Below are 11934 nucleotides of genomic sequence, written 5' to 3' on the forward strand. Positions count from 1 at the left end.
GCCTCGTTCGGCTCGCCGGTGGGCCTCGTCGAGTGCCGCGTAGGTCTTGCCGACGCCTGGTGCGGCACCCAGATAGATCCGCAGTGTCCCTCGTGTCACCCGCCCATCCTGCGGTCGGCGACACCGCGCCGGAAGGCCCTGAGGCATCCGCGTCCGGCAATTTTCATGATCGCCGTTAGTGTTCTGTTAGAAAGTGCCGGGTCCCCGTTAGAAACCTGTGAGTGATCGCCGGAACCGGTATCGATCGCGCTTTACTGGCGACGCTGCCCGCCCCTGCTGTCCGTACACGGCGGCACGGGAGGGAACGGCTTTCGTTGCTGGAGAGGGAGGACTCGTGCTCGACGTGGTGTACGTCGCGCTGACACTTGGGTGTTTCGCGCTGCTGGCGCTCGTTCTGCGGGGGGTCGAGCGGCTGTGACCGCTGAGAACATCGCCGGTCTCGTTCTGGCGATAGGGCTGGGCATCCTCATGATCGCGGCTTTGCTGTTCCCGGAGCGTTTCTAGTGTCGACCACGGCCGCGGGAATCCTGGTCGTCGTGCTGTTGGTCGCCGCACTGGTGGCGACGTATCGGCCTTTCGGTGACTACATGTACCGGGTGTATTCGAGTGAGAAGCACCTGCCGGTGGAGCGGGCGATCTACCGGCTGACCGGCGTGAATCCGAACGTGGGCCAGCGGTGGACCGTCTACGCCCGCAGCGTGCTGGCGTTCTCCGCCGTGTCGGTGCTCTTCCTGTACCTGATGCAGCGGGTCCAGGACCATCTGCCCTGGAACCTGGGCTTCTCCGGGGTCTCGCCGGCGCTGGCCTGGAACACGGCCGTCAGCTTCACCACCAACACCAACTGGCAGGCCTACTCCGGTGAGTCGACGATGTCGCACTTCACCCAGATGGTCGGCCTCGCGGTGCAGAACTTCGCCTCGGCCGCGGTCGGGATCTCGGTGGCGATCGCGGTGGTGCGCGGTTTCGCGCGGCGGCGGGCACCGGTCGCCTCCGGGCCGGGCAGCATGGACTCCGTCGTGGGCACCGGTGACGAGATCGGCAACTTCTGGGTCGATCTGACCAGGACGATCGTGCGGATCCTGCTCCCGATCTGCGTCCTCGGGGCCATCGTGCTGATCGCCGGCGGAGCGATCCAGAACCTGCACGGCACCCGGCCGCTGTCGACGCTGACGGGCGGTGAGCAGGCGATCACCGGCGGGCCGGTGGCCAGCCAGGAGGTCATCAAGGAGCTCGGCACGAACGGCGGCGGCTTCTACAACGTCAACTCGGCGCATCCGTTCGAGAACCCGACGACGTGGACGAACCTGTTCGAGATCTACCTCCTGCTCATGATCGGTTTCTCGCTTCCCCGCACCTTCGGCCGCATGGTGGGCGACCGCCGGCAGGGCCTGGCGATTGTCTCGGCGATGGCGGTCATCGCGCTGGGCAGCCTCGCGGTGAACCTGGCTTTCCAGGGCGCGCACCACGGCACCGTCCCTGAGGCGGTCGGTGCTGCGACCGAGGGCACGGACGCTCGTTTCGGCGTCGCGAACTCGGCGTTGTTCGCCACCGCGACGACCCTGACCTCGACCGGCGCGGTGAATTCCTTCCACGATTCCTACACCAGCCTCGGCGGCGCCACGCTGTTGTTCAACATGATGCTCGGCGAGGTGGCACCGGGCGGCGTCGGATCGGGCCTCTACGGAATGCTCGTCCTCGCCGTGGTGACGGTGTTCGTGGCCGGCCTGATGATCGGCCGGACTCCGGAGTATGTCGGTAAGAAGATCGGCGCGCGGGAGATGAAGTTCGCGTCGCTGTACTTCCTGACGACGCCGATCATCGTGTTGTTGGGTACCGGGGTGGCGATGGCGATGCCGGGTCAGCGAGCCGGCATGCTCAACAGCGGAGCGCACGGCCTGTCGGAGGTTCTCTACGCCTTCACCTCGGCCGGTAACAACAACGGCTCCGCGTTCGCCGGGATCACGGTGAACACGACCTGGTACAACACGGCGCTGGGCCTGGCGATGATGTTCGGGCGATTCCTCCCGATGCTTTTCGTGCTCGGCCTGGCGGGCTCGCTGGCCCGGCAGGCGCCGGTTCCGGTCACCGCCGGGACGTTGCCGACGCATCGGCCTCAGTTCGTCGGAATGCTCGCCGGCGTCACGCTGATCATCGTTGCGCTGACCTTCTTCCCCGCGCTGGCTCTCGGGCCGTTCGCGGAAGGGATTCACTGATGAGCACCACCACTCTCGCCACGCGGGCGGACGCCGCGGGCGACCGGCAGCAGCCTCTCCCCGAGCAGCCACGCCGTGTCGGCGGAGGCCTGCTCGACCCGAGGCAGATGTGGAAGTCGCTGCCCAGCGCGCTGCGCAAGCTCGATCCCCGCACGCTGTGGCGCAACCCGGTGATGCTGATCGTCGAGGTCGGCGCGGCGTTCACCACGATCCTCGCGATCGCGGACCCGTCGGTGTTCGGCTGGCTGATCACCGTGTGGCTGTGGCTTACCGTCGTGTTCGCCAACCTGGCCGAGGCCGTGGCGGAAGGCCGCGGAAAGGCCCAGGCCCAGGCGCTGCGCCGGGCGAAGACCGACACCCAGGCCCGCCGGCTGGTCGACTGGCGGCCGGGCCAGCCTGCCGAGGCCGCGGCCGAGGAACTGGTTCCCGCTCCCCGGCTGGCCCAGAACGATGTCGTGGTCGTCGAGGCGGGGGAGTTCATCCCCGGCGACGGCGACATCGTCGACGGCATCGCCAGCGTGGACGAGTCGGCGATCACCGGCGAGTCGGCGCCGGTGATCCGCGAGTCCGGCGGGGACCGCTGCTCGGTCACCGGCGGGACGAAGGTGCTCTCCGACCGCATCGTCGTGCGGATCACCCAGAAGCCCGGCGAGAGTTTCATCGACCGGATGATCGCCCTGGTCGAGGGGGCGAACCGGCGGAAGACGCCGAACGAGATCGCGCTGAACATCCTGTTGGCCGCGCTCACCGTCATCTTCCTGTTGGCCGTCGCCACCCTGCAGCCGCTGGCGATCTACTCGAAGGCGCAGCAGCCCGCGCTGCCGGACACCTCGACCCTGACCGGTGACGGGATCACCGGCATCGTGCTCGCGTCCCTGCTGGTCTGTCTGATTCCGACGACGATCGGGGCGCTGCTGTCCGCGATCGGCATCGCCGGGATGGATCGGCTCGTCCAGCGCAACGTGCTGGCGATGAGCGGGCGGGCCGTGGAGGCGGCGGGCGACGTCAACACCCTGCTGCTCGACAAGACCGGAACGATCACCCTCGGCAACCGGCAGGCGAACGCCTTCATCCCGGTCGGGGGTGTGAGCGAGGCCGAGCTGGCCGACGCCGCCCAGCTGTCCTCCCTGGCGGACGAGACCCCCGAGGGGCGCTCCGTCGTCGTGTTCGCCAAGGAGAAGTACGGCCTGCGCGAACGCACCCCGGGCGAGCTGCGGCACGCGACCTTCGTGCACTTCACCGCACAGACCCGGATGTCCGGCGTCGACCTCGCCGCGGAGCACGGTGCTGCGGTGCACGGTTTTGCGGTGCACGGTGCCGCGGCGAACAGCGAGCCCGCCGGGGCGGCGGTCAGCCGGCAGGTGCGCAAGGGTGCGGCCAGCGCGGTCACCCGGTGGGTGCGCGAGAACGGGGGCGTGGTTCCGACCCAGGCCGGTGAGGTGGTCGACGGCATCTCCGCGTCCGGTGGCACCCCGCTGGTCGTCGGCGAGGTCATCGGGACCCCGTCGGGCCCGGTCGCGCGGGTGCTCGGGGTCATCCAGCTCAAGGACGTCGTGAAGTCCGGCATGCGGGAGCGCTTCGACGCGATGCGGCGGATGGGCATCCGCACCATCATGATCACCGGTGACAACCCGCTCACCGCGAAAGCGATCGCGGACGAGGCCGGCGTCGACGACTTCCTCGCCGAGGCCACCCCGGAGGACAAGCTCGCGCTGATCCGCAGGGAGCAGGCCGGCGGCAAGCTCGTCGCGATGACCGGTGACGGGACGAACGACGCGCCCGCGCTGGCCCAGGCCGATGTCGGGGTGGCGATGAACACCGGCACCTCGGCGGCCAAAGAAGCCGGCAACATGGTCGATCTCGACAGCAACCCGACGAAGCTCATCGAGATCGTCGAGATCGGCAAGCAGCTCCTCATCACCCGCGGAGCGCTCACGACGTTCTCCATCGCCAACGACGTCGCGAAGTACTTCGCGATCATCCCGGCGATGTTCGCCGGCGTCTACGGCGGCCTGGACAAGCTGAACATCATGCGGCTCGCCAGCCCCGAGTCGGCGATTCYCTCCGCCGTCATCTTCAACGCGCTGGTCATCATCGCGCTCATCCCGCTCGCGTTGCGGGGTGTTCGGTACACGCCGGCGAGTGCGTCGAAGCTGCTCAGTCGCAACCTGTACATCTACGGCCTCGGTGGGATCGTCGTCCCGTTCATCGGCATCAAGCTCATCGACCTGCTTGTGCAGTTCGTCCCGGGAGTGGGCTGAACCATGTCAACGCTTCCATCCTGGATCCGCCAGCACCTGGCGGCGCTGCGGGCACTGCTCGTCCTCACCGTGCTCGTCGGCCTCGCCTACCCGCTGGCGATCCTGGCCATCGCGCAGATCCCAGGCCTGAAGGACAACGCCGACGGATCCTTCGTCACCAACGCCGAAGGCCAGCGTGTCGGCTCGTCGCTGATCGGCCAGTCGTTCACCGACACCGACGGAAACGCACTGCTCACCTATTTTCAGAGCCGGCCGTCCGCCGCGGGTGACGGCTATGACCCGACGTCCACCTCGGCGTCCAACCTCGGCCCAGAGGACGTCGTCGACGGCATCGACGACCCCGCCACCCCCGACGAGGACGAGAGCGGGCAGAGCCTGCTCACCCAGGTCTGCGCACGCAGCCTGGCGATCGGCGAGCGGGAAGGGGTCGACGGCAGCCGTAAGTACTGCACCGCCTCCGGCGTCGGCGCCGTCCTCGCCGTCTACCACGCCGGCCCCGGGTTCGACGGCGCCATCACCCGCGTCGTCAGCGTCAACGAGGCGTGCCCCGCCACCCCGTTCCTCGCCAGCTACCAGGGCGTGGCCGTCGAGTGCCGTACGCCCGGCGATGACATCGCCGCCGGTGAGCGGGTCCTCGTCCGCGGCGACGCCCCGGAGAAGCCGGCCGTGCCCGCCGACGCCGTGACCGCCAGCGCCAGTGGCCTCGACCCCGGCATCAGCCCGGCCTACGCCGAGCTGCAGGTTCCCCGGATAGCCCGGGAACGCGACATGCCCCTCGACCAGGTGCGCGACCTCGTCGACAGGCACACCACCGGCCGGGCGCTGGGCTTCCTCGGCGAGCCGACCGTCAACGTCCTGGAACTGAACCTCGACCTCGACCGAGCCACGGCCGCCCCGTGAACCGGCCGGGAGCTCGGTGGGCGACGTGCGGGGAGACCCGCGGGGAAACGCACACCGCCTGCGGATAGGAGCTGGCTGATGGGTAGCGGACCTGATCCACATCACGGTAGCCGGGTGCTGTTCGTCGAGGACGAACCACAGCTCCTGCGGGCGATGCGGATCACCCTGCACGCCAGGGGATACGAGGTCCGTACGGCGGTCGACGGCAGGCACGCCCTGGCCGAGGCCGCCGCCCATCCACCCGACATCGTCGTGCTCGACCTGGGGCTGCCGGACATGGACGGCATCGACGTCATCCGCGGCCTGCGGGACTGGACCAACATCCCGATTATCGTTCTTTCTGGCCGCACCTCCGGGCACGACAAGATCGCGTCCCTGGATGCCGGAGCCGACGACTACATCACCAAACCGTTCTCCGTGGAGGAGCTCCTCGCCCGGCTGCGTGCCGTCAGCCGGCGAGGGGCCGGTGCCCGGGTGGCCCCGGTAGCCGAGGTGGGGGACTACCACGTCGATTTCGTGGCGAAGTCCATCACCTCCCGGAACGGCGGTCGCGGACCCGTTCATCTCACCCCGACCGAGTGGCGGCTGCTCGAAGCACTGCTGCGCAACCCGGGCATGCTCATCAGCAGCCGGGCCCTGGTCACCCAGGTCTGGGGAAAGTCCTATGCGGACGACACATCCTCCCTGCGCCTTTACATCAACCGGCTGCGACGCAAGCTCGAACCCGACCCCACCCGCCCCCGCCACCTCACCACCGAACCGGGGATGGGCTACCGCTACCAGCCGTAGCCGCGTCCACGGAGGGCGACAATGCCGGCGGGTTCGAGCATCTGAGGCCTTTCGCCGTCCTGGCGACCATGGGTGGCTACGGCTGCGCGCGGCCTGCCTCGTCGGCGAGTGAGACCGCGAGCAGACGGGTCAGGGCGGGCGTGTCCTGGGCGTCGAGCATGGCGATGTACCCGGATCGCTGGGCGACCTGGATGATGGCGGGAAACCCGAACCTGCGAATGGTCTGGTAGGCGATGATCGCGCGCCCGGTGCGGCCGTTTCCGTCGGAGAACGGGTGGATGCGCTCGACGGCGATGTGCGCGCGGGCTATCGCTTCCAGCAGAGCCTCGTTGTCGAGGTTGGCGGTCTGCCATTCGGCCTGGTCGGCCCACTGGAGCATGAGTTCCGGGACGCGTTCAGGGGACGTGGGCCGCCAGGAGGCGCCGGTGACGATGTTGCTGGACGTCTTGTACTGGCCGCGGTCGTGGGTCAGATGGTCCATCAGCGCGGCGTGCAGATCGCGGACGAGTTCGGTGGTCAGGGGTTCGCCGTCGGCTACGGCGGTCAGGAGGCGGGCGAGAGCCTGGTAGTGGTTGGTGACCTCGTACAGCTCGCGTACCGGTGTCCCGGCCACCGGCACCCGTTCGTCGACCAGCAGGGTGATGGTGTCGGCCAGGGTGAGGGTGTTGCCCTCGATCGCGGTGGAGTGATGCGCCAGCCGCACGAGCACGTCCTCGGCGTATTCCGGCGACAGGATCCCGGTGCGGGCGATCTCGGCCAGGAACTCCGGCCGCGTCCAGGTCATGGCCTGGTCCGTGCGGCATTGATCACGGCCATCAGGTCGGGTAGGGGAGTGTCCTCGTACTGGCTGACGGCGCGGGCCTCCAGGACCCCGGCGCGGATGGTCACCTCGACGGAGTCTCCGGGGCTGACGCCCAGGGCGCGCAGTTCGGCCGGGCTGATCGTGATGCCCGCCGAGTTCCCGATCGTGACGACCTTCTTGCGCATACGAACAGCGTACGTCTCGTACGAACATGCGGAGAGGGCTGCTGGTCTCTGCAACGGGTCGGTCAATATGCCCTCGACCCGTCGTTGTGGAGTGCGATCATCACCGTCGCGCTATGCCGGGCTGGTGATGGTTCCGCCGTTGTCGCGAAGGAGCGTCTTGATGGCGTCGCCGCACAGCTTCCGAACCTGGTTCGGGTCGGCGGCGTCAGGCTCGGCCAGGGACAGTGCGGCGGCGCCGCGGACCATGCCCATGACGACGACGGCCGCCGCGGCAGGGTCGATGTCGGCGCGGATGGACCTGTCCTGCTGGCCGGCCCGGATCTGGCCTGTCAGCTCACGGTGCCGCAGGCGGGCCGCTTCGCGGACGGCGGGCAGATCGGATTCCGTGGCGAAGCTGGCACCCCAGAGCACCACGACGGCGCGGGCTTCCGCGTCGGCGGCGGCGAACAGCCCGAGATAGGTGTCCATCGTGACGCACAGGATCGCCAGCGCGGTGAGCTCCGCACGGTCGCGCTGGGCTCGTTCGAGGGCGGCGGAGGTCGCCGCGATCGCCTGTTCCGGGGCGCGTGCGGTGAGCCGGTCGATCAGCGCTTCCTTGGATCCGAAGTGGTAGGCGGGCAGCTCTCGGCTGCTGCCCGCCCGCGTTCCGATACCGGTGGGGCCGACGGATTGGGTAGTTCGACCTCCGCCGGCCCTCGCGGGAAGGCTGGATCCCCAGGTGCTCGATGACGGTTGAAAGCGCCTGAACGATCGTCATTTGTGCAGCGAGCAAATACGTTCCAGTCGGACTTCTTCGCTTCATTCTGATAGATTCGCATCATCGACTTGACCGTCTGAGTGGAGCACGCAGAGGCGGGGCTCCGATCGGACGGTTCTGCAGGGGGATCCATGGAGATCGAACTAGCGAGACACGACTGGGCTGGTCTGCGAAGCTTCGCGGACTCGGCTGCTCTGCCCGATGCTATCCGTGACCTCGCTGGAGCGACTGATAAGGAGGCTGCGAGGTCTGCTTACTGGCGAATCGATAGTGTTGCCCTGGTAGACGGCTGTCTTACGCAGGCTACTGTGCCAGTCGCGGCCTGCGTGGTTCAGTCACTGACGCAACTCTCGGTTCCCGCCCTTGATTATGCGCTTGAACTGCTGGCGCAAATATCTGGTGGATATGTCCACGAGCCCGAAGACCAGGGCCTAGGGCCTGTCAGTATCGAGGAATGTATCGGGGAGATTTCACTGGCATTCCCGTTCTTTTGTGAACTGCTGGAGACTTCAAGTAGTTCACAAATTCGCGTCACCTGCGTAGATTTGATCTACTGCTGTGGGTATCATCAGTCGGCACTTAAGGGGCGTGCCAAATATGTCCTGTCGAGCGCGCTGGAGATTCCCGAAATGCAGTCGCACCGGGAGTTGATCGTGAACTCGCTCCTCGAACTGGAGTAACGCCGCGTCGCCCTCTGTTATGCGCGGGCGCGCCTGCCTCGTTATCGGCTCAGCTCCATCAGGCGGGCGAGCTCCTCGTCCCGGAATCTGGTGCCGGCCATGCTCAGGACCTGGCGGATCGGCATGGTGGAGATCGATTCGAGCAGGTCCGGGTTCTGCTCGAGGGCTTTGCGGGACTGTTCGGTCATTCCTCCGCCGAGGGAGCGCCGCAGCTGCGGGCCGACGACCGGGTGGTGCAGCCAGTCGCCGAACGGGGAGTCGAGGCTCAGCGGCCGGTGGCCGGAGTCGCCGGTGAGGGTGATGGTCTGCTCGGCGACGATGTGCGCGGCGTTCTCGCCGATCTGGATCGTGTAGTCGCCGGGGGCGACCACCCACCGGTGAAGTTCGATGTCGTAGTAGGCGAAGGCACGCCGATCCAGATCGAGGCCGACGGTGCGGGTCTCGCCCGGCCGCAGGGTGATCTTCGTGAACGTGCGCAGCTCCCGGGCGGGGCGGCGGACCGGCCCCGCGGCGGTGGCGACGTAGACCTGGACGACGTGCCGGCCGGCCCGGGCGCCGGTGTTCGTCACCGTCACGGTCACGCGGGCGGTGGCGGTGTCGTCTCCGGCCAGGGTGACGTCGAGAGCGTCGGTGGTGAAGGTGGTGTAGCTCAGGCCGTGCCCGAACGGATAGCGCACGGCGCGTTCGACGGTCTGGTAATAGCGGTAGCCGACCATCACGCCTTCGCCGTAGCGGACATGACCGGCCTCGCCCGGGAAGTTGAGATAGCTGGGAGTGTCCGCGAGACGCAGCGGGATGGTCTCCGCGAGATGCCCGGACGGATTGGCGACGCCGAACAGGAGATCGGCGATCGCGCCGCCCGCGGCCTGGCCGAGCAGCCAGCCGGCGAGGATCGCGTCGACGTCGTCGTGCCAGCCCTCCAGCGAGACGACGCCGCCGCCGGCCAGCACGACGACGGTGCGCGGTGCCGCCGCGGCGACCGCGCGGATGAGGGTCAACTGCTCGGCTGGCAGGTCGAGGTGCTCCCGGTCGATGCCCTCGGTCTCCTTGTCGAGCCCGGCGAACACGATCGCCACTTCGGCCGCCGCGGCCGTCCGCACGGCCTGCGTGAGCAATGCCTCTCGACCGTCGCCCCCGACCGCGTCGCTCCCGCTTCGGGACCCCGCCTGCTGATCGTCATCGGTGCCGTCAGCGGAGTAGCCCCGCGCGTAGGTCACCGATTCGCCCAGCGCGCGGATGGCGTCCAGCGGGATGTCGATCCTGGTCGGGTTGATGCGCGAGCTGCCGCCGCCCTGGAACCGGGGGCTGGTGGCCAGGTCGCCGATGACCGCGATGCGGGACTGCCGGGCGAGGGGAAGAACACCGCCGGTGTTCCGGAGCAGGACGGCGCAGTCGGCGGCCAGCTCCCGGGCCAGGGCATGGTGCTCGTCGACAGGAACCTCGGAAACCTCGCCGTCCGCCCCGGCCGGCAGGCTGGAGGATTCGGCGACCAGGCCGGAGAGGGCGGCGACGCGGCGTGCGCTTGCATCCACCTGGGCCTCGTCGAGGGTTCCGGCGCGGACGGCACGCGCGATCTCCGCGTCGCTGGCGCCGCCCGTGCCGGGCATCTGCAGGTCCAGCCCCGCCGCCAGGGCGGCGACGCGGTCGTTGACTCCGCCCCAGTCGGAGACGACAACGCCCGTGAAGCCCCATTCTCCGCGCAGGACGTCGGTCAGCAGCCAGCGGTGCTGGGACGCGGGCGTCCCGTTGATCCGGTTGTAGGACGTCATCACGGTCGCCGGCCGCGCTTCGGTGACAATCCGTTCGAAGGCGGCGAGGTAGATCTCCCGCAGGGTCCGCTCGTCGACGTCCGCGCTGACCCGCATCCGGTCGGTCTCCTGGTTGTTGGCCGCGAAGTGCTTCACCGACGCGCCCACCCCCTGAGCCTGCAGCCCGCGGACATGCGCGGCGCCGAGCATGCCGGCCAGCAGCGGGTCCTCCGAGTAGTACTCGAAGTTCCGCCCGCACAGCGGCGAGCGTTTGATGTTGACGCCGGGCCCGAGGACGACCGTGACACCGAGAGCGCGGGCCTCGCGGCCGACCGCCGCGCCCAGCCGCCGCGCCACCCCGACATCCCAGCTCGACCCCACGGCGACGGCGGGTGGCAGGCAGGTGGCGGGGAGGCTGTCGTAGAAGTCCAGGTGATCGGCGCCGTCGCGTTGGAGGCGGACGCCGTGCGGGCCGTCGGTGAGCACGATCGACGGAATTCCAGCCGCCTCGACGGGTCTGGTCGTCCAGAAGTCACGACCCGACAGCAGCGACACCTTCTGTTCCAGGGGCAGGCCGGCGGGATCGATCGACGGCATCATCTGACCTCTCGAGGATGTGTCGGCGACGGAGTCGCAGGCCCGTGACCTACGGCGGCTGATGGGACTGTAAGCGGTCGAGGAGGAAATCCCGCTTCGTCGGCCGGTAGTCGTTACCGGCGGTCCGGAATGTCGCCGTGCCGCCGGTTTCTAGGCGGGGTCGTCCCGGAAGAGCGGGGGGCGCTTCCCGAAGGAGGCTGTCACCGCCTCGATCTGGTTGGCGGTGCCGACCAGCGCGCTGCTCTCCTGACGTTCGAGGGCCATCTGCTCGTCCGGCGTGCGGCCGACGGCGTCGGTCAGGAGCCGCTTGCCCGCGCGCACGGCGTCGGGGCTGCGGGCCGCGATCCGTGCGGCCAGTTCGAGGGACGCGGCGAGTGGGTCGGCCTCCTGCCTCGTCGCCAGCCCGAGGTGGACGGCCTCCGCTCCGGACACCGTGCGCCCGGTCCAGACGAGCTCCTTGGCGACGTCGGGACGGACCAGGCGGGCGAGAGCGAGACTTCCTCCCATGTCCGGCACGAGCCCCCAGCGGACCTCCATGGCCGACAGCGAGGCGTCGGGCGCGACGAGGCGGATGTCGGCACCGAGCGCGAGCTGCAGGCCGCCGCCGAGGCAGGGCCCGTGGATCGCCGCGATGACCGGAACGGCCAGCTCGGACCAGCCCGCGACGGCCCGCTGGCCGATGTTCGCGCCTTTTTTCGAGGCGACGTTCTCGGCCATCGCCGAGCTGGCCGCACGGTCGCCCGCCATGGTCTGGAACGCCGCGAAGTCGAGGCCCGCGCAGAAACCTCGTCCTTCACCCGACAGCACGACGACGCGTACCGCCGGCTGCTTCCGGATCTCCTCGCACGTGTCGACGAGGGCCCGATACATGGGCCCGTCGAGCGCGTTGAGCTTCTCCGGGCGGTTCAGGCGGACGTCGGCGACACCGTCCCGGATCTCGACCACAACGCGCTCAGCCACAGATGACTCCAGGATGCGATGTTGACGTCGATTTCAGTTATA

Annotated in this window: 11 protein-coding genes; 6 read left to right on the forward strand and 5 right to left on the reverse strand. The window is 68.8% G+C overall.

From position 1 onward, the window contains the following. Positions 1-414: 414 nt before the first annotated feature. The 5 genes from CcI49_RS37570 (at position 415) to CcI49_RS37590 (ending at position 6163) form a co-directional block, all read left to right on the forward strand. A complete protein-coding gene (locus tag CcI49_RS37570; RefSeq protein WP_035953673.1) occupies positions 415-504 on the forward strand; it encodes a K+-transporting ATPase in 90 nt (29 codons plus the stop codon). Further along, complete coding sequence (gene kdpA, locus CcI49_RS37575) at positions 504-2213, forward strand: potassium-transporting ATPase subunit KdpA (protein ID WP_076834402.1); 1710 nt, start codon at positions 504-506, stop codon at positions 2211-2213. Before CcI49_RS37570 ends, kdpA begins: the two co-directional genes overlap by 1 nt. Further along, positions 2213-4474: a potassium-transporting ATPase subunit KdpB gene (gene kdpB, locus CcI49_RS37580; protein WP_076834404.1), complete on the forward strand. Its 2262-nt coding sequence runs from the start codon at positions 2213-2215 to the stop codon at positions 4472-4474. The genes kdpA and kdpB overlap by 1 nt, the downstream gene beginning before the upstream one ends. Positions 4475-4477: 3 nt before the next feature. Continuing rightward, positions 4478-5374: a potassium-transporting ATPase subunit C gene (locus tag CcI49_RS37585; RefSeq protein ID WP_076834406.1), complete on the forward strand. Its 897-nt coding sequence runs from the start codon at positions 4478-4480 to the stop codon at positions 5372-5374. Positions 5375-5452: 78 nt separating this feature from the next. Then, on the forward strand, positions 5453-6163 hold the full coding sequence (locus CcI49_RS37590) for a response regulator (protein ID WP_054564629.1): 711 nt from the start codon (positions 5453-5455) through the stop codon (positions 6161-6163). A 76-nt stretch (positions 6164-6239) separates the two neighbouring features. On the opposite strand, the gene CcI49_RS37595 is transcribed toward CcI49_RS37590, so the two are convergent. The 3 genes from CcI49_RS37595 to CcI49_RS37605 form a co-directional block, all read right to left on the reverse strand. Next, positions 6240-6947 (reverse strand): Fic family protein, encoded by a 708-nt coding sequence (locus tag CcI49_RS37595; protein WP_054564628.1) that lies wholly within the window; start codon positions 6945-6947, stop codon positions 6240-6242. Further along, a complete protein-coding gene (locus CcI49_RS37600; protein WP_054564627.1) occupies positions 6944-7150 on the reverse strand; it encodes an AbrB/MazE/SpoVT family DNA-binding domain-containing protein in 207 nt (68 codons plus the stop codon). The genes CcI49_RS37595 and CcI49_RS37600 overlap by 4 nt, the downstream gene beginning before the upstream one ends. 111 nt (positions 7151-7261) lie before the next feature. Further along, on the reverse strand, positions 7262-7618 hold the full coding sequence (locus tag CcI49_RS37605) for a TetR family transcriptional regulator C-terminal domain-containing protein (protein WP_235497556.1): 357 nt from the start codon (positions 7616-7618) through the stop codon (positions 7262-7264). 420 nt (positions 7619-8038) lie between these two features. On the opposite strand from CcI49_RS37605, the gene CcI49_RS41825 reads away from it, so the two are divergent. Then, positions 8039-8587: a hypothetical protein gene (locus CcI49_RS41825; RefSeq protein ID WP_152991244.1), complete on the forward strand. Its 549-nt coding sequence runs from the start codon at positions 8039-8041 to the stop codon at positions 8585-8587. 41 nt (positions 8588-8628) lie between these two features. On the opposite strand, the gene CcI49_RS37610 is transcribed toward CcI49_RS41825, so the two are convergent. Together CcI49_RS37610 and CcI49_RS37615 are read right to left on the reverse strand one after the other, a co-directional pair. Beyond that, complete coding sequence (locus CcI49_RS37610; RefSeq protein ID WP_076834441.1) at positions 8629-10932, reverse strand: glycoside hydrolase family 3 C-terminal domain-containing protein; 2304 nt, start codon at positions 10930-10932, stop codon at positions 8629-8631. 150 nt (positions 10933-11082) lie between these two features. Beyond that, positions 11083-11892 (reverse strand): crotonase/enoyl-CoA hydratase family protein, encoded by an 810-nt coding sequence (locus CcI49_RS37615; RefSeq protein WP_054564625.1) that lies wholly within the window; start codon positions 11890-11892, stop codon positions 11083-11085. Positions 11893-11934 lie beyond the last annotated feature (42 nt).

This window comes from Frankia sp. CcI49 (assembly GCF_001983215.1).
GTDB classification, from domain to species: Bacteria; Actinomycetota; Actinomycetes; order Frankiales; family Frankiaceae; genus Parafrankia; species Parafrankia irregularis.